This is a genomic window from Thermus aquaticus, assembly GCF_001280255.1.
Taxonomy (GTDB): domain Bacteria; phylum Deinococcota; class Deinococci; order Deinococcales; family Thermaceae; genus Thermus; species Thermus aquaticus.
On the sequence record NZ_LHCI01000106.1, the window covers coordinates 1,596,280 to 1,615,584 of the forward strand.

The window sequence follows — 19,305 nt, forward strand, 5'->3', positions numbered from 1 at the left end:
TAAGTATCACGATTTTATCGGCTTGTGACACCATTCCCCCCTTCAACCTACCACGCCACCTCTAACCCAAGACCAAAGGCCTCCCGGAAAAGCCCCTCCTGCTTGCTGGCCTCCACAACCTCCACCCAGGGCTCCTCCGAGGCCTCCAGAAGAAGCCGGACCTGCTCACCCAAAGCCACCCGCACCCCTCGGACCCGCCCCGAGCGCGTCCTTTCCAGCATCTCCGCCAGGCGCAAGAGGGCGGAGAGCCGAAGAAGGAGCCTGGCGTCTCCCCTATTCAGGAGGCTCCTGAAGGCCCCGGGCTCCGGCTTTCCCCGCCGGTGGTAGCGCACCAGAAGGGCCAGCAGGGCCTGCTCCCGGTGGCTCATGGTGAAAAGCGGCGTGGAGAGCACCAGATAGGCCCCGTGCTTGTGGTGCTCGTGGTAGCCGATGTGCATGCCGATGTCGTGCAGGTGGGCGGCCTCCAGAAGAAGCCGCTTCTCCCCTTCCCCGTAGCCGTGGAGGGGGGCGAGGCCCTGGAATAGCTCCAGGGCCAACGCCTTCACCCGCTCCCGGTGGGCCTCGTTGAAGGGGTAGTGCCGGAACAGGTTCTCCACGGCGAAGGCCCGGGGGTCGGGCAGGAGGTGGGGCTCGGGGAGGAGGCGGGTGAAGAGGGCCCCTTCGCGGATCCCCACCCCGCTCACATAGACCCCTGGGGCGCCCGCCTCCTTGAGGAGGAGGCGCAGGAAGAGGAGGCTCGCCGGCAGGGTCCTGGCCCGGTCGGCCTGGACCCCGGGAAGCGAGGCCCGGGCCTTGAGGGAAAGGGAAAGGAGGTCCTCGGCCAGGTCCTCCAGATCGCCCCTGGGCAGGTAGTAGCCGTGGAGGAGGTCCAGGGGGTAGCCCTTCCGCTTCTGGTGGAGCCTGGCGATGGCCCGCAGGTTCCCCCCAAGGGCCACCAGGGGAAGCCCCCTGGGGAGGGGAAGGCCCTGGAGGTGCCGGGCCACCTCCTTTTCCAGGGCCTTGACCTCGGCCTTCTTGGGGGGGTCCGAGCGGAGGTAGGCCTCCGTGAGGCGGAGGGCCCCCAGGGGCAGGGCCCTACCGAAGGCGAAGCGGCGCCCCTCCATCAGGGAGACCTGGGCGCTCCCACCCCCCTGGTCCACCACCAAGGCCGCCTGGAAGGGGAGGGCGTTGGCCACCGCCAGCACCCCGAGCCTGGCCTCCTCCTCGCCGGGGAGGAGCTTGGCCTGGAGGCCCAGGCGCCTGGCCTCCTCGAGGACCACCCCCCCGTTGGCGGCGTCCCGCACGGCGCTGGTGGCCAGGGTCAGGACCTCGTCGGGCTTCAGGGCCTCGAGGAAGCTGGCGAAGGCCTTAAGGGCCTTCCTCCCCCGCTCCAGGGCCTCGGGGGCGAGGCTCCCCCGGCTCAGGCCCTCCCCCAGGGCCACGGGCTCCCTGAGCTCGTCCAGAAGCTGGAAGTACCGACCGGGCTCGTAGGCGTAGAGGACCAGGCGGAAGGTGCCCGAGCCCAGGTCCAGGACCGCTAGGCTTCTCCTTTTGACCGCTATCTGACCTTGCTCTGGCGTAATCTGTAGCACATGCGCCTCCTCCCCGAAGAGAGCTGGCTTCAGTTTAACCGCCGGGTCCTCCGCCAAAGCGAGAGGCCCGACTTCCCCCTCCTGGAGAGGATGCGCTTTTTGGCCATCTGGAACCGGAACCTGGACGAGTTCTTCGCCGCCCGCATCGCCAAGCCCTTCCTGAAGCATAGGGGAAGCGAGGCCCACCTAAGGCTCCTGAAGGAGGCCGAGGACCAGGCCCGTTTGGCCGAAGGGCGCTACCGGGCCCTCTTAGCCGAGGCCGCCCCCCACTTAAAGATCCTGGAGCCCGAGGAGCTGGACGACCTGGACTGGCTTTACTTCCGGGTCTTTTTGGCGGAGGTGGTGGTCCCCAAGACCGACCTCATCGCCTGGGAGGCGGCCAAGGAAGCCAGCCACGGGGCCCTTTACTTCGCCTCCGAGGACCACCTGGTCCGCCTCCCCCAGGACCTGCCCCGGCTTCTCAAGGTACCGGGCCGGGAGGGGACCTACGTGCGCCTGGGGGCCCTCATGCGGGCCAGGAGCGACCTCTTTTTGCCCCGGGAAAGCCCCCTTTACGAGTTTCGCGTCCTCAGGCTTCTGGAAAGCGAGCGGGCCCGGGCCGACTGGGACGAGCTGGCCCAGGCCCTCGAGGGCCGCCAGGAGGGGCTTTCCACCCTTCTGGTGGCGGAAAGGGGATTCCCAAAGGGCTGGCTTGAGGGCCTCCAGGAGGCTTTGGGCCTCCTGCCCGAGGAGGTGATCCTCCTCTCGCCCCCTTTGAACCTGACCTTGGTGGAGACCCTGGTGGCCGAAGGCCCCTCTAGGTGGCGCTTTCCCCCCTTGGAGCCCAAGCGGCCCCGGGCCTTCATGAAAAACCCCCTGAAGCGGCTTCAGGAAAAAGACCTGGTCCTCTACCACCCCTTTGAGGACTACGCCGCCCTTGAGCGCTTCGCCGAGGCCGCTTTAAGCGAGGAGGTGGAGGAGGTCTACGCCACCCTCTACCGCATCGGCGAGGCCAACCCCCTGGCCGAGGCCCTGATCCAGGCCGCCAGGGCGGGCAAGCGGGTCCACGTCCTCCTGGAGCCCCGGGCCCGCTTTGACGAGCTATTGAACCTCTCCTGGTACCTGCGCTTCCTCCGGGCCGGGGTGGCGGTCCTCCCCCTTTCGGAGAGGAAGGTCCACGCCAAGGCCCTCCTCCTCCTCACCCAAAAGGGGGGCTACGCCCACCTGGGCACCGGCAACTACAACCCGCAAAACGGCCGCCAGTACACGGACTTCTCCCTCTTCACCGCCAGGAAGGAGGTGGTCATGGAGGTGGCCGAGTTCTTCCGGGCCCTCCAGGAGGGGCGGACCCCTAGGCTTAACCTCCTCAAGACGGGCGAGGCCATCCAGGAGCTTCTTCTGGAGCACATCCGGGCCGAAAGCCACCCCAAGGGCCGGATCCTCCTCAAGTGCAACCACCTCACCGACCCGGCCCTCCTCGAGGCCCTGGCCCGGGCCGCCGACAAGGGGGCCCGGGTGGACCTCATCGTGCGGAGCACCCTCACCCTCCTCCACCCCCGCTTCCGGGCCCGGAGCCTGGTGGGGCGCTTTCTGGAGCACGCCCGGGTGGCCGCCTTCTACCAGGGGGGCCGCTGGGCCCTCTACCTGACCAGCGCCGACCTCATGCCCAGGAACTTCCAGAACCGGTTTGAGCTCCTCTTCCCCGTCCTAGACAAGGAGGGAAAGGCTAAGGTCCTCGAGGTCCTCAAGCGCCAGCTCAAGGACGACCGCAACGCCTTCCTCCTAAGCCCCAAAGGGGAGACCCCCCTTTGGGGCGGCCGACACGACGCTCAGCGGATCCTGGCCTGGTAGCATACCTCCCCATAGGCCCCAGGCCCTAGCGTCCCCAAGGCCACCCGCACCACGCCCCCCACCACCTCGCCCTGGTCGCTGTCCTGTGCCGCCGTCAGGTAGGTGGTGGTGCCAAAGGTCAGCTTGATGTCCTGCGAGGAGCCGTAAGACAACAGGTCCGTGAAGAAGGGTATGGGGTCCGTCAGCACAAAGCCCGTCACCGCCGCCGTCCCCAGGTTCCGGAAGGCGATGCAGTACTCCAGCACCTCCCCAGGCTTGCCCGAAGCCGAGGCGCCAAAGGCCGTCCCCTGGGTCACGTTCCGCACCCGCTTCTCCAGCCGCACCTGCCCCGTGGACACTGTGGTGGTGTCCGTCAGGCCACGGGCCTCCACCACCCCAGGGTTGTTGGCGTAGCTGAGGGCCCCACTCAAGAGGGCGATGTCCAGGCTCCCGTCGGGCTCCCCGGCGGGCACCAGGACCCGAACCTCCAGGCCGCAGGCCTTCAGGCTCCCGTCCGCCTCCCGGGGCCAGGTGGCGTCCACGGTGAAGGTGAGGGGAAGCCCCTGGAAGCCCTCCCCAGGGTCGTCAAAGTCCCCGTCGCAGTTCACGTCCCGGCGCACCTGGTAGGCGAACCGGGGGGCGTTGGCCAGGCTCAGGGTGTAGCTCCCCAGGGTCCCGGGCTTGATGAAGTGGGCGTAGGTTATGGCCCCGGGAGAGCCCGTCTGCCCGGAGGCGTCCGGGTAAAGCCGGCTCTCCCGCACCACGCCAAAGTTCCGCACCACCACGCCAGAAAGCGCCGAGGGGTCCAAGTTCACCGTGGCCCCGCTGGAGTTTGGCGCAGTGGCCTCCGCCCAGGAGGCTACCTGGTAAGCTGTGGTCCCGTCGTTCCAGCCCGTGGCCGGGCGGGCCGGATGGGAGAGGGTCACGCTCCCGAAGCTATAGGGGATGTAAAGCCGGTAGAAGCCCAGGCCGTCCGTGGTGGCCGTCCGGCTGTTGGTGCCGTCCGTGGCCGTCACCACCACCCCGGGCACCCCCCGCTCCCCGCCGTCCTGCCAGGCGTTGTTGGCGTCGCCGCCCCCCTCCCCGTCGTCCAGGAAGACCCGCCCCTCCAGGCGGAAGCCCCGGAAGAGGCCGAAGTCCTGCCCGGTCACATCGGCGCTGGTGACGGTCACACCCCGGCTGCCCCCAGCGGGGTTGATGAAGAGCCAGCCCGAGGGCGGCGTGGGGGTGGTGTCGGCGGGGTCGTTGTTATCGTCCAGGACCAGGGTGTAGCTGCCGGGGGCGACCCCGGTGAAGGTGTAGGTCCCGCTCCCAGGGTTTACCGTCTCTACCGCCACCACCGTGCTGCCCTGCACCAGCTTCACGTAGACAGGCACCCCGTCCGACCAGTCCTCCCCGTTCCTCATGCCGTTGGGCTCCCGGTCGTGGTAGACCTGGCCGGAAAGGGTGTAGCCGAAGACCACCTGGAAGTTGGCGCTGAACTCCGAGGTGTTGCCGCCCGTATCAATGGCGATGGCGCTCACGTAATCGCCCGGGCTCAGGCCCGAAAGGGGCACGGTGAAGCTGAAGGCCCCGCTAGAGCTGGCGGTGCCAGACCCCAGGTAAAGGACCCCCTCCCCGTAGCCGAGGCCTCCCAAAAAGTCCCCACTCCCCGCCACCGCCTTGTACACCTCCACGGTCACGTTGGGACAGGCCGTGCCCTCAACGAGGAGGCTACTGCCCACCGCCTGGGCCCGGGTGATCACGGGGAAGTCCAGGCCCACGTTGGGCTCGGAGGTGTTGTTGCAGTTCCCATCGTTGGGGGTAACCCCGTTCCCCACCGTCCCGGCACCGCTGTCCAGGTCTATGGCCAGGCCCCGGTTGTTGCCGAAGTGGTTCTGGGTGATGCGGTTCCGGAGGGGCGTGCCCCCGGTGTTGGAGAGGTGCACCCCCGCCCCGCCCTGGCCGGCGTAGCCCAGGGTGTCCTGGATGATGTTCTTCCGCAGGGTGTTGCCCTGGGCCCCGCCGTGGATCCCCACCCCCGCCGTCCTGGCCCGCAGGATGGTGTTGTTCTCTATGAGGACGTTCCTGGTGCCCGAGTACCAGAGTTCAAGCCCCTTCCCCCGGTCGGTGGCTGCCGCAAGCCCACTTACCTCCCGCACGTCCCGCACCAGGTTCCCCCGGAAGACGGTCGGGGTGGTCCAGGCGGTCCCGCTGTTCCAGAAGGCCACGGTGTCCCCGTCCGCCGCTCCTTCCGTGGAGGTGGAGTTAGGGCCGTTGTAGGCGAACTCGTTCCCCTCAATCTGGCTCCCCTGGGCCGAGGGGCCGTTGAGCAGGATGGCGTAGCCGTTGTAGGCGAAGAAGCTCCCCCGGACGGTGGCCCGCCCCTCGAGGCGCACCCCGTAGCGGCGGTTTTGCTGGGCCCCCACGCTGGTCGGGTCGCTTCCATCGGGAACTGCCCCCACCACCAGCTCCTCCAGGGTGGCCTGGCCCGCGCTGGTGACGAAGATGGCCGCCTGTCCCCCCGTGCTAAAGCCCCGCTGGCCGTAGAGGCTCAGACGCCGGATGGTGGTGTTCTGGGCCTCCACCCGGATGCCCGCCGTGCCGCTGGCGTTGGTCTGGGCGCTAAAGTCCAGGGCCAGCTCGGGCCTGGGGGTCTGGGGCAGGGGAAGGCCGTCCACCCCCACCGTGCCCCCGGTGCCCAAAACGCCCGGGTTGGTGTCCCGCAGGGAAAGGGGGTTCTGGGCATCGTAGGCGGTGCCGTCCAGGGTGGTGTACTGGTCCAGGACGAAGGGCAGGGGGTTGCTGACGCTTAAGGTCCACCAGCTCCCACCTGAGCCTGAGGTATTGGGAGCGTAGGGGCTTGCGGGCACGAAGCGCATGGCGTTGGGGCCTGCAATGGCGTTGGCGTTCTGCAGGAACTGGCGAAGCGAGCCCTGGACGGTGCGGTTGGCGCTGGCGTCGTCGTCGGCGGTGTCCCCGCCCCGCAGGTTGGTCACCACGTTGAAGCTGAAGGCGAAGTCCACGCCGCTCACGTCGCTACCCGAAACCTGGACCCGGGCCAGGTGCTTGGCTCCGGTGTTGGCGGAAGGAGCGGTGTCGGAGGGGTTGAAGCCGTCCGAGGCCCCGGGGTTCGCCCCGCCGTAGCGGGGGCCCAGGTCCAAGGCGGGGGTGGTGGGGTCGTCTCCGTAGGTCTCTTCCGCCCAGACATCCCCCTGGCCGTAGCCGGTGTTGAAGCCAGCGCTGGGGCTCACGGAACGGGAATCCACGGCCACCAGGTAGTAACCGTTCAACACGCTAAAGGTGTAGCTCCCGTCCGAGGCGGTGGTGGTTTCGGCCACGAAGGTGTCGGAGGCGTCTATCTGGCCGTTATTGTTGAGGTCCTGGTAGAGGCGGACCCTAACCCCGGGCCGGGGCACGAAGCCCGAAGGCTGGGCGTTGCCGATGGGGTCCTCGTAGACCTTGCCGCTGATCCTCTGGTAGACCGGGATTTGGACGCTGGCCGAAGCGGTTTTGCTGTAGCCCGTCCCCAGGGTCTGGCTGTTGTAGCTCACATGGGCAGTGTTGGTGATGGTCTGGCCCGCGGCGGAGGGCAGCACCTGTACCCGAAAGCGCACACTAGCCCCCTGAGTGGGCAGAATCAACCCACCGCTGGTGGCGTTGGCCCCGGTACCCAGCCGGAAGCGCACGCAGGGGGCGCCCGAGAACTCGGGGCAGGAGGCGGCGTACTCGGCGATGTCGTCCCCAGCGGCATCGGTAAAGGTGCCGGTGGGGGCTCCGGTGGCGTTGGTGAGTACCCGCAGACTGCCGGGCACGTACTGGGTGTGGGCAGGAATGGGATCGCGCACCACCACGTTGGTTGCGCCGTCTAGGCCGGTGTTGGTGAAGCTAATGGTGTACTCCAGCACGTCCCCCGGCAGGACATCGCCCCCGTTTAGGTCCTGGACGGTCTTGGTGAAGGTGGTGACGAGGTCGGGAAGGTAGAGGTTGACCGCAAAAGTGAGCACCTGGGGGAAATAGACATCCTGAGAAGAAGTGAACCGAAGGTCTACCGAGGTGGTACCGTTAGGTAGGCCATTGTACTGCACCAGGTCGGCATCAAGGGCAAACTGGTTGACGTAGTCTGGGAGTTTGGCGGAGAAGCGGGAACCCAAGCGACTGATGCTGGAGTTGAAAAAGTTATTAGACGGGTTCTGACTGTCGCTCAAACTCTGCCAGGTAGCGCTCCCAGTTGGGCGAATCTGGAATTGGTCTCCTGTAATTCCTGCATCTCCTTCCCAAGCCACGGCTCCTATCCGGGCCTCCACTGGTCCCACCAAAGGCGTCAAAAGTCCCGAAATAGTCTGAGTTACATTATTCCCATTGCTCACAACGGCCAATCCGTGGGCCACCGATAGGCGGCGCAGGGGTTCGGAAGGGTGCTGGTAAACGACCACCAGACTCCAGCCCGCATAAAAACCAAGTCCGTCGTTACCAGTTGCCGCGGTGATCCCGGCTACCCAGTAGTCTCCACTGCCAGCAGACCGGACAATCGCTGTTACATCGGCAAAGGCGGCGTAGGGGCGGGTGGTGCTCGTACCCTGGGTGGTGATGGTCTCGAGCCAGGTAGCGGTTATGGTTTGATAGGCCCCTGCCCCGGGAGGCCGAAGCCTGATTTGGTTCCGGGCGGTGCTGGTGGGATTAGCCCGGGCTCCCCAGTAAAGGCCTGCAAAAACCACGTTGGCCCCGGAAGGTAGGTTTAAGGTGGCCCGCGAAGAGTTGGGGGTGCTGGGGTCACCGTCAAAATCCACAAAAACCATCTGCCGGTCGTTGTTTAGGCTGGTGTCGTTGGTGTTGCAGTTGGGAGGGTTGGAGGGGGTAACGGTGCTGGTTCCGCAGGTCATGAGGGTATTGCCAATGATCACAATGTCGCCGTGGATGTCTTGGTTATACGCAAACTGGAAAGGGCGCACCACTTGGGCTTCAGCCAGTCCCGGCAAAAGCAACAAAAGCGGAATCAGAACTCGCTTCATCGGCTACCTCCGAAGATGTCCAGGCGCAGGTAGAGGCCCCCTCTGGCCTCCGGGGTGAGGAAGAGGGGGGCGCCGGTGAAGGTGTAGCCCAGGGCCAGGCTGGCGTAGTCCCGGAGGCGGTAGGCCCCCTCCACGCTGAAGGCGAGGGCGCTGTAGCCGGTGCCGGGCTGGGCGGCGTAGTGGACCCCGCCCCCCAGGCCGAAGCCCGTGTCTCCCAGGTAGCCCAAAGCCGCCAGGGAGAGCTGGTAGGTGAAGGCCAAGGGGTCCTCCAGGAGGTGGCGGTAGGCCAGGGCCGCCCGCACCTGCAGGCCCGGGGTGAGGAGGTAGGCGGCCTGGACCTCGCCCTTGAGCTCCCCCTCGGGGTAGACCAGGCGGTGGTAGGTGAGGAGGGCGAGCCGGCTTCCCCGGAGGGCGTAGGCCACGCTGAAGCGGCCTTTGAGCTCGGGGAGGAGCTGGAAGGTGGCGTCCAGGCCCAGGGTGCTCTCCCGGTCCAACGCGCCCGTGGCCCCGGCCCGGAGGACGAGCTTCCCCTCGGCGTAGTCCAGGGCCAGGAGGGCGGAGAGGGCCTCCTCCCGGTAGCGGAGGGCGGCGGAGAGGCCAAAGCCCCCGGGGAGGCTCAGCTGGCCGGAGAGGTTCAGGGAAAGCTTGTCGGTGATGGGGAGGGGCACCTCGGCCCCGAAGCGGGCCCGGCCCGCCTCCCCGGCCTCGTTCGGGAGCTCGTAGGAGACGGCCAGGTTGCCGTCCCCTAGCCTCTGCTTAAGGCCGAAGCGGCCCTTCACCCTCTCCCAGTCGGTGGAGAGGAAGGCCTCGGCGGTGAGGGTGTCGGAGAGGGCCTGGCGGGCCTCGAGGGCGGCCCCTTGGTTGGTGAGGGTGGCCAGGACCTCCGTACCCCCTTCCCGATACCCGCCCCGGAGGAGGGCCAGGAAGAGGGCCTGGTCCCAGGCGTAGCCCAGGCCCGCCCCCACCACCAGGGGCTTAAGGTCTATCTCGTAGAGGAGGGCCGTTTGGAAGTCCCTCTGCTCCAAGGAGACCCGGCCGGGGCCCAAGGGGTAGGAGGCCTTGGCCTGGCCGCTCAGGGCCCTGTCCTCCAGGGTGTAGGTGAGGTTGGCCTCCAGGCGGAGGGCCGTGGGGTTCCCCAGGGCGGCCTCGAGGGCGAAGCGGGTCTTGCTCCCCCTCTGCACCGCCAGGCGGGCCCGGTCCGAGCCCTCCTGGTAGCGGGCCTCGGCCCCCCACTCCTCCCCGGAGGGGAGGCGCTGGTAGGCGGCCCCCACGCTGAAGGCCCCCATGCGGTACTCGGCCCCGAAGCCGTAGGCCAGGAAGTCCCGGCCCGCCTCCATGGGCGTGTAGCGCACCTTGAGGCGGACGGAGAGGCCGGACTCGCTCACTGGGTAGAGGGGCCTGGCCAGGGCGATGAGGCCCGTGGGGTAGTCCAGGGTGTAGTCCTTGAGGGGGACCAGCACCCTTTCGGAAGCCCCCTCCACCAGGGTGAGCTTCTCGCTCCCCGGCTTCACCGCCTCGCCCAGGAAGTAGAGGCGGGTGCCGTCGGGGGTGATCTCCACCTCCTTCTCCCCGGAGGCCACGAGGGCGGCGTAGGCCTTGAGGCCGACCTCGCCCCGGGTCTCCAGGTAGGCCCCGGTGGCCCTGGGGGCGGAAACCCCCGGCAGGGAGAGGTTCATCTCCCCGTAGCCCAGGGTGAGGAGGTGGTCGTCGTAGCGGAAGGCCACGGGGTCCTGGGAGGGGAGGATCCTCTGGGCCTCTCCCGCCGAACCCGTGACCGGGAAGCGGTCCGGGGCCTGGGAAGCGGGAAGCCCGGCCGGGTAGCCGATGGCGGCCTGGAGCCGGCCCCGGAGGAAGGGAAGCTCGGCGTAGGCGGCGAGGGTGCCAAAGAACTCGCCCTCCGCCACCCGCCACACCAGCCCGCCCTGGAGGAGCCAGAGGGGCTTGTCCAGACCCCCGGCGAAGAAGCGCTTTTCGGCCTCCAGGGGGGCGAAGCGGGCCCGCACCACCACCTCCCGGGGCACGGGCGTGGGCCTGAGGAGGAGGCGGGCCTCGCCGTCCTTGAGGAGGAGCTGGTAGCCGGGCTCCAGGGGGAAGGCATCGGGGAGGAGGGGCTCGGGGCTGGCCTCGAGGGTGAGGGCCCCGAAGCCCGTGGGCAGGCCGTTTTCGTCCATCACCCGCACCAGGAACTCCAAAGGCGTGCTCCCGTCGGCCTGGAGGCTCAAAGGAAGGACCTCAATGGCCTTGGGCCTGCCCGGGACGAAGACCTCCACCTCGTCGTAGAGGGGCGGGGCCTGAAGCTTCAGGAGGTTCTTGCCGGGCTTCAGCTTCAGGCCGTAGTACTCCACCCGGGTCACGCCCCTCTCCCGGTCCTCGGCCACCAGGCCCACGTTGGCGAAGGGCACCTCTTCCCCGTTCACCAGGAGGCGGGGGGTGAGCCCGGCGGGCACCTCCACCACCGCCCGGGTGACCCCTTCGGGCACCAGGGCGCCGGGGAGCGGGTAGAGGATGGGGGCCTTTCTGGACTCGGGCTCAGGAGAGGCCTTGCGGTAGTCGGCCAGGCTCAGCGTGCCCCGGAAGGCCACCTCCCGGCCGCCGTAGACCAGGGTGAGCTCGGGCTCAGCCAGGGGCGGAAGGGCCTGGGCGTGGCGCACCCGGAAGCTCACCAGGCCCTGGGTCTCCGGCGCCAGGAAGAGGACCTTGTTCTTAAGGAGCCTGGCCTTGATGGGGTTCCCGTTCAGCCGGGCGCTGCCGGGCTCGTACTCCGCCCCTTCGGGGAGGGCGAAGCCCAGGAGCACCTGGCCGGCCTGGGCGTTCACGCCGTAGGGGATTTCAATGGTGGAAAGGCGCTCCGCCTGCAGGAGGGGCAGGACCTGGACCCTGGCCTCGGCGGGGAAGGCGGCCGGGGGGCCCTGGAAGAACAGGGAGGCCTGGTTCCGGTACTGGCCCGGGGCCTTGGGGGTGGCCTTGAACTCCATCACCTTCTCCTCATTGGCAGAGAGGAGAAGGGGCACCTCCTGGGCCTCCATCCCCAAGCCGGGGTCAGGGGACTCCCGCAGGGTAAGGGCCAGGGGACGGGGAAGGGGGTTTTTGACCCGCAGGCGGAAGCGCACCTCGCCGCCCGCAAGAACCCTACTCGCCGAAGCCTCCTTCACCAAAGAAGGCAAGACCCGCTTAAGCCTCGCCTCCTTCACCTGGGTTTCGCCCCCGTAGGTAAGGGTGGCCCGGAAGCGCCCCTCCCCTTCAGGCCCAAACCGCACCCGGGCCCCGTAGCAGTGGGCCTGGGCATCCCCGGGCCTGAGCTCCCCTTGGAACTGGGTGCGGGAAAGCGCCTCCACCACCTCGGGGGGCTCGTCCCGAAGCGTGTAGGACAGGGGAACCTCAGAGGTGTTCCTCACCCGCAGGCAGACCAAGACCTCCTGCCCGGGCACGTAAGCGCCCAGGTCCGCCTCCCGCTCCAGCTGGGCCCCGGGGGCGAGGCCCACCACCTCGGCCTGGGCCCGGGCGACTTCTTTATCCCCCTGGAGGAGCCGGGCGGTGTTGATGGTGGGCCCGGGGCGGTTCACATGGCCCTTAAGCCTGATCTCCCTGACCTCACCAGAACCCAAGGAGAGCGCCTCCCGATAGGCGAGGTTCAGCTCCGGGGCCACGTCCTCCAGAACCACCTGGCCAGGATCATCCCCCAGGTTCTTCACCAGAAGGAGGAAGTCCACCTTCTCCCCCACCGGAACCCGGGGGCTCAGGGCCCGCTTCTCCAGGGCGAAGGTGGCGGGGCGCCTGACCAAAACCCGCCCTTCCCGCTTGAGGCCGTAGGGAAGAAGGGTCCCCGTTACCCCGTAGGTGCCCCGCTCCTTGGCCAGGAAGGGCACCTCCAGCCGGGCCTCGCCCTTGAGGGGGAGGGTGGCCCGGGTGGGGGCGAGGGCCTCGAGGCCCTCGGGAAGCTCCAGGCTGAGCTCGGCGGGCAGGAGGTCGGGGAAGGGCGTGGTGGCCTTGAGGACCAGGACCCCCCTCTCCCCTTCCCTCAGGGAGGTCTCTATGGGGGAAAGCTCCAGGTTCACCTCTGGGTAGACCCTAAAGACCAGGGTCTTGGACCCGCCGGGCTCCAGGGCCACCTGGGTGGGCCCCTCCACCTGGGCCCCGGGAACCTGGGGAAGCGCCCAGGAGTAGGCCCCGGGGGAAAGCTCCAGGGTGGCCGGGGTGCGGACCTCCCGGTCCGCCACCCTCAAGGGGAGGGCGTAAGGCCGCTCGCTCCCCGGCAGGACCAGGAGGGCCTCGAGGCGGAGCGTGGCCTTCTTCTCCTCGAGCTTGGGCGCGGGCTTCTCCAGCACGTAAACCGCCCGCCCGCCCATGAGGCCAAAGCGCACCCGGTTCCCCTCAAGAAGCTCGCCCCCCTCCACCTGCACCCGCAAAAGCCGGTAGCCCTGGGGCAGGAGGGGCTCCACCACCCTATAGCCCCGCTCCTCCACCAGGCGGCGCTCCATGGGCACGGGGTTCCCCTGGGTGTCCACCGCCCGCACCTCTACGGGCAGGGGGCTGAACTCCTCCATGACCCCGTCCTCCCTCAGGCGCATCCAGGTGGGGAAACCCAAGGCCACGGTGTTGGAGTACTGCTTGGCCGTGGGGGGCACCCGGAAGGAGAGGGTGTAAGCCCCAGGGGAAAGCTCGTAGAAGACCCACTCCCTATCCCCGCTCACGGGCATCCTGGCCCGCCCCTTGGGGCCGTCCAGGTAGGCCTCCAGCTCCTCGGGCCCGTCCCCGTCGTAAAGGCCCAGGCGGAAGCCCGGGGTCTTCACCAAAAGGCGGTAAAGGGGGTAGGGCTCCTTGGCCCGGTAGGCGGTCTGGGGAGAGCGCACCGAAAAGACCGAGAGGCCAGGCGGGGCGTAGGCCTCCACCCCCTTGGGCAGGAAGAGGGCAAAGGCGTTCTTGGCCAGGCCCTCGAGGCGGGCCTCGAGGCGGTACTCCCCGTTCAGGGGCCCCCGGTAGAGGAGGTCGTAGCGGTGGGGCTCGAGGCCGTAGACCTTCTCCGCCAGGACCCGCCCGTCGGCATCCAACAGGCGGAAGGTGGTCTTGACCGGGTTCTTGTCGTAGCGCTCGTCCCCGAGCTCCGGCTTCCCCTTCAGGGCCGAGCGGTAGTCCTCGGGGTCCAGGCCCGGGGAGTAGAGAAAGAGGCGGACCTCCCCCTTGGCCCTCAAGTGGAGGACCACGGTGTCGCTGGCCCAGCCAAGGCCGCTACCCGGGATCACGCCCATAACCCCCCAGTCGGTCCCCGCCGGGGGTGCCCCCAAATCGGGGGGCAGGGCGGGCTGGGCCTGCGCCAAGGCAAGGAGCAGGGTGAGGGCGATGAGCCTCCTCACGGATACCTCCAGCGCACCTCGGGATCGGTGAAGGGCGCCTCAGGGGGGAGCCTGTAGCTCAGGGTCTTCTCCCCTTCCAGCACCTCGGCCTCAAAGACGAAGTCCTCGCCCCCAGGCACGGGGTCGGTCAGGCGGAACTCGGGCAGGGGCTCCGCCGCCTTGAGGGTGAGGACCACCAGCCTGGCCCCTTCCGCCTCCAGCACCCGCTTCTCCACGGTGAGGGGCCCCATGCGCAAGGTGGTGCTTCGGCGCACCTTCACGCTGAGGTCCAGGGCGAGGGGGAAGTCGCTGACCGCCAGGCCGTACACGGGCACCCGGTGGCGGTACCCCTCGCCCAGGGCCTCGGGGTGGGGCCGGGGCGGGAAGGGAGCGGTGGCGGGGTCCAGCATGACCTCGTAGACCCCATAGGGGAGGTCCCGGAAGGCGTAGCGCCCTTCGGCATCGGTGAGCACCTGTAGGCCACCGGGGAGGAGGAGCCTGGCCCTAGGAAGCGGGATGTCCCCGGGGGAGAAGAGGCCGTCCTTGTCCAGGTCCAGGAAGACCCGGCCCAGGAGGAGGCCCTTCTCCTCAAAAACCCCGGGGCGCAGGCGAGCCACCGCCTGAGCCTGGGCCGAGGCGGTGGCAGCCCCGTTAGCCGAGAGGCCAAGGGCCTGGGCCACGTTGCCGATCTGTCCGGCGGGGCCAGGGCGGAGGCGCATCCGATAGCTCAGGCACTCCGTGCCCTGGGCGGGCAGGGTGAAGGGGGCGAAGAGGAGCTTGCCATCCCGCACCTCCACGGGCCAGGGAACGGGGCTCTGGCACCCTTTGGTGGCGCTTCCCTCCACGTAGGCCAGGCGGGGGTCAGGGGTGTCCTCCACCCGGACCTCGAGGGCCGCCCCCGCCGGGTTCGCCACCCGCAGGGTGTAGGTGAGGAGGTCGCCCGGCTGGGCCTCCTTGGGCGTCACCTCCTTTTGGAGGAGGAGCCCAGCGCTCCAGACGGGGTTCTCCACGGGGTTGGAGGGGATGGGGTCCGGAGAGAGGGGCGCGTGGAGCCTAGCCCCGTTGCGAATGCGGGTATCGTCCGGCGTGGAGGGCTTCACCCGCGCCGTCAGGGTGAGGGTCGTGGTTCCCGGGGGAAGGGTGAGGCGCCAGACCACCTTCCCCCCCTCCAGGCGCCCTCCGTGGGAGGCCGACACGAACTCCAGGTGGGGGTCCAGGGGGTCCCGGACCTCCACCTCCATGGGGCCGATGGCGTTCTCCAGGGTGAGGGTGTAGGTGAGGGTGTCCCCGGGCCTCACCGTGCCCGCCGGGTTCACCGCCTTGCGCAGGGTGAGGCTCCCCTGGGGATGGACCCGGGTGATCTCGTCCCAGGTGGCGTTGTCGCCCGCTCCGCCCCGGGCCACCACCCTGGCGGCGAAGGGGGCGGTGAAGCCCCCGTAGCAGACCAGGAAGTCCGCCCTCTCCCCCGGGTTCAGGGGCAGGGGGTTGGCGAGAGGGGTCCCGGAGAGGGTGAGGAAGGCGGCCGTCGCCCCACCGGGAAGCCCCTCCACCCGGAGGGCGTAGGCCTCGGCCACGGACCCGGCGCTCTCCAGGGTGTGGGCGAAGCAGACCCGGGTGCCCTCGAGGGCCTCCTTGGCCTGGCGGTCGTCGGCGCTCCCCTCGCCCCCGGGCAGGGCCCTGGGGTTCCCCTGGGGGCCCAGGTGGTGCTGGTAGAGGGGCAGGACGGTGACCTCCGCCGCCCCTTCCGCCGGGCCCCCCGGCCCCTCCGCCCGGGCCAGGTTGCGCAGGGTCTGGGGAGGCGTTCCCTCGAGGACCCGGGCCTGGAAGGAGAGCTCGGCCATGCCGCCCCGGGCTAGGCCGGAAAGGACCAGGCGGATGGCCCTGGGGCTTGCGGGCTCCAGAGGGGTCCAGGCGCTTCCGTCATAGAACTCCACCCGGCCCACAGGGGCCCTGGCCGAGCCACCCACGTAGACCAGGGGCAGGCCCGAGAGGTCGTCCGTCAGGTAGATGGGGCCCAAAGCCTCCCCGCCCAGGTTGTGGAGGGTGAGGCGGAAGGTGACCGCTTCCCCGGGCCTGGCGGCGGTGGGGGTGGCCTCCTTGAAGACCTGGAGGACGGGCCCCTCCCCCACCCGCACCCGGGCCCAGTTGTCCTCGTCCCGCTTCACCCCCTGGTTGTCGGCGCAGGTGGCCCTGAGGGTGAAGAAGTAGGAGCCGGAGGCGGGGCTAGGAAGCCGGACCTCAACCCCCACCCGCTTCGCCTCCCCGGGAGCCAGGTCCAGGGAGGCCACCGTGGGCTCCCCGGGGTCCGGCTGGCCGTTCTCGTTCACGTCCAAAAAGAGGCGGAGCGCCTCGGGGCGGAAGCCCGCATCTTGGTCCAGATAGTCCAGACCCAGGGTAAAGAGGGCGTTCCCCAGGTTGGCCACCCGGTAGACCAGGTAGGCGAAGCCCCCCGCCGGGGCCTGGGCCTCCTGGCCCGGGCTCGGGATGGTGCCGTCAGGGGTCACGCTGGGCACGCAGAGGGCCTGGACCCGGGTTTCCACCACGTTGCTCAAATACCGCTCCCCTCCCACCCGGGCCTCGGCCTGGTTGCGGATCACGGTGCCCGCCGGGGTCAGGGCCCAGGCGAGGCTGAAGAGGCTCAGGAGGAGGGCGAGGGCGAGTCTCATCGTTTTCTACCCTAAAAAGCGCTTGTGAAAAACCTTTGAAGCCCCCTTTGTGGGGCCCGCCCCGGGGGCTTCCCCGGGGCGGGAACTAGGGCCTACTGCACCTGGACCCTCAGGGTGATGGTGATCTTGGCGCCGGGCGGCATGGTGTCGGCGTTCGTGATGTTGCCGTCTCCGTTCGTGTCCACGCCCACGTAGACCGTACCACCCGTGGGCACGCTGGCAGGCGGCGTGGCGCTCCAGGTGGTGCCGTCGGTGGAGTAGAGGACGGTGTAGCTACCGCTGAAGCCCGTGGCCGTGGCGGAGACGCTCACGAAGGTGGTGTAGGCGGGGATGGGGGCGGAGATCTTGACGTTGGTGAGGTCGCCGGTGCCGATGTTCTCGGCCTCGATGGTGTACTCAATCACGTCGCCGGGGAAGGCGGTGGCGCCGGTGGCATCGCGCACGGCCGGGCCAGTGCCCACGTAGGTCTTGGCGCGCTTGGTCACGCGCAGCTCACCGCCCACGATGGTGGTGGTTTCGGTGGCGGTGTCCTGCGCATCGGGGGTAGTGGCCAGGGGATCGGACGGGTAGGTGACGAAGCAGCGGGCCTGGACGGTGTTCACGTCAGTCCGACCGATGGGCTCGCCAGCGGGTACCAGCACCCGGACGTAGATGGTCTGGGTACCCCCGTTCGCGCCCACAGACACGTTCCCCAAAGCGCTGTACCAGTTGCTCCCGTCCGTAGAGTACTGGTAGGTCCAGCCGTAGCTACCGCCGTTGCCACCCACGTAGCAGTAGAGCGGCGTATTGGAGTTGTTGGTCAGGGTGTGGGTGTACTGGATGGTGCCCGGGCTGGTCACGGTGCCGGAGCGGTCGGGGTCCAGGGTGACCTGGGCCACCAGGTTCACGTCAATCTGGGCATAGACCCAGTCCAGTCCTTCCGAGGTGGACGCCGTGCTCTGAGCGGCGAAGTTGAAGCCTACGGAAACGGGGGCAGCGTTGGCCTTCAGCGTGACCACGGCCAAGTACTTGAAGGTGTCTCCGAAGTTGACCAGACCCGTGTTGGAGATGGGCGCACCATCGGGGATACCGTCGTCGTTGGCGTCCGCATAGAAGAGGACGCTATCCACCTGCCCGAAGTTCAGAACTGGCTGCACCAGAAGCAGGTAGTTGTCCGCCTGGTTGTTGGGGTTGCGGTTTTCTACACGCAGGCGGTAGGTCACCGAAGTCCCTGGGTTGGCGGTGGTAGTGGGGATTGAGGGGCGGGTCGTGCTGGTGTCATCAGAGGTGTGCTGCAGACCATCCGGAGTCTTGCCCACTTGGTAGGGAGCCGTCAGACCACCGTAGAGGTCAAAGCGGAACCCATCGGCCACGGCGCTTACCACATCCGTGGTGGTGTCGCTCTTGGAGGGGTCACCCACGCTGGTGGCCGTAATGGTGATGGTAGTGGCAGTGCTAGAGGTGTAGGTGGCGGGAACCTGGCACTTGAGGGCGAAGTTGAAGTCGCTATTCGCGGCCACGGGGCCCACGGGGCCGCTGATGGGCGTGGTGAGGTCATCGGCTACCAGGCTGCAGGCCCAGCCAGCGGGTGCGCCGCTAAAGCTCAGGGTGAAGCTATCGGCAGTGTTGCCGGTGTTCTTAAGGGTGTGGCGGAAGATGACGGTGGTGCCGCTGTTGACGGAGGCGATGGTCTGCTGGTCACCGGAGCGGTTCACCGTGTAGCCACCCACGGTGTAGGTACCGGTAGCGCTCCCCTGAGGGAAGCCAAACGGCCCCACGGCCACGTTGTAGGCGGCCGCCACGGTGTTGGTGGTGGTGTTGGTGGTAACGGTCTCGCCGGGGTCGTTGGCATTCCCGTTGCCGTTGGCGTCAAAGGTCACGGTGGCGGTGTTGGCATAGCCCGTTCCGGCGGGCGCAGAAGAGGGCACCGTGGCCTGGAAGGAGAAGGTGTACCCGGCGCCCACGGGGAAGAAGGCCCCCGTGCCCTCAATGAGCATGCCCACCTTCTTGTTGCCACCGCCCACGATGCTCAGACCGGTGGTGGAAGTCAACGTGGTCCAGGCCGTGCCATCGTAGTAGATGAAGCGAACGGTACCAGCGCCGGCGGAGCCGGAAACCTGGGTAACGGTGAGCCCAGTAGGAATGATGTCCTCAATCAGGATGCCGTTCCTGGGCGTGCCGTCCACGGTGACGGGGTAGCCGTAAGCGGGGCTACCACCGACGTTAGCACCGGAGATGGTGTAGGTGATGGTGCCGCCAGGGGCCACGGGGCCAGTGGGCGAAGCGCTCTTGAAGGCCGTGAGGGCGGCCTGGGCGGTGGCCAGGGCCCGGGCCCAGTTGTTGTTGTCGGTGACGCTGGGGCTGCCCGCTGAGGTGCCTACCAGGTTCAGGTTCCCGTAATGGCCGCTGGTGGCGCCTGCGGGAATGGTGGCCCTCACGATGACGCAGGCCTGCTGGCCCATGCCCAGGGTCACGCTGGTGATGGGCGTGGTCTCCCCGGGGTCCAGGTTGCCGTTGCAGTTGGCATCCAGGTAGATGGTGGGGCTCAGGAGGTCAAAGTTGTCAGAGGTGCCCTGGACCGTGTTCAGGTTGATAGTGTCGGTGCCGTTACCGGTGTTGGTGACCAAGTAGTTAAAGATCACCTGGCCACCGGGAAGGGCAGTCCTGATCTGTCCGGGAGCGCTTTCGGTGCCGTTTGGGGTTATGGTGAAGTCGTAGACCTGCTGCACCACCGTAACCACCAGGTTGGACGTGGTGGTGCGGGGCTGGCCTGCCGAGTCAATGTAGCTGGCGGAAGCCTGGTTCTGGATCTGCGTCCCCGCTGGGGTCATGGCCAAAGCCGTGCCCAGGACCAAAAGGGCTAGGCCGAACCCCAGGAGGACTGCCTTCAAGAAGCTCTTAGCGTTTCCTTGCATCTGCTACCTCCTTTCCTAAGAGGCTGTCGTAAAAGTCCTCCAGG

Annotated in this window: 6 protein-coding genes; 1 reads left to right on the forward strand and 5 read right to left on the reverse strand. The window is 68.3% G+C overall.

Annotated features, from left to right (window positions below):
* Positions 1 to 47: 47 nt before the first annotated feature.
* Positions 48 to 1,571 (reverse strand): Ppx/GppA phosphatase family protein, encoded by a 1,524-nt coding sequence (locus BVI061214_RS09540; protein ID WP_053768190.1) that lies wholly within the window; start codon positions 1,569 to 1,571, stop codon positions 48 to 50.
* On the opposite strand from BVI061214_RS09540, the gene BVI061214_RS09545 reads away from it, so the two are divergent.
* Positions 1,572 to 3,401, forward strand: coding sequence for a polyphosphate kinase (locus BVI061214_RS09545; protein WP_053768191.1), 1,830 nt, complete (start codon positions 1,572 to 1,574; stop codon positions 3,399 to 3,401).
* On the opposite strand, the gene BVI061214_RS13860 is transcribed toward BVI061214_RS09545, so the two are convergent.
* From BVI061214_RS13860 to BVI061214_RS09565, 4 genes are all read right to left on the reverse strand, one after another.
* A complete protein-coding gene (locus BVI061214_RS13860; RefSeq protein WP_053768192.1) occupies positions 3,380 to 7,366 on the reverse strand; it encodes a right-handed parallel beta-helix repeat-containing protein in 3,987 nt (1,328 codons plus the stop codon). The genes BVI061214_RS09545 and BVI061214_RS13860 overlap by 22 nt on opposite strands.
* Before the next feature lie 1,001 nt (positions 7,367 to 8,367).
* On the reverse strand, positions 8,368 to 13,722 hold the full coding sequence (locus BVI061214_RS09555; RefSeq protein WP_053768193.1) for a hypothetical protein: 5,355 nt from the start codon (positions 13,720 to 13,722) through the stop codon (positions 8,368 to 8,370).
* Positions 13,719 to 16,367 carry a DUF11 domain-containing protein gene (locus tag BVI061214_RS09560; RefSeq protein ID WP_053768194.1) on the reverse strand — a complete coding sequence of 883 codons (2,649 nt, stop codon included), beginning with the start codon at positions 16,365 to 16,367 and terminating at the stop codon, positions 13,719 to 13,721. The genes BVI061214_RS09555 and BVI061214_RS09560 overlap by 4 nt, the downstream gene beginning before the upstream one ends.
* A 92-nt stretch (positions 16,368 to 16,459) precedes the next feature.
* Positions 16,460 to 19,261 carry a DUF11 domain-containing protein gene (locus BVI061214_RS09565; protein ID WP_053768195.1) on the reverse strand — a complete coding sequence of 934 codons (2,802 nt, stop codon included), beginning with the start codon at positions 19,259 to 19,261 and terminating at the stop codon, positions 16,460 to 16,462.
* Between the last annotated feature and the right edge of the window lie 44 nt (positions 19,262 to 19,305).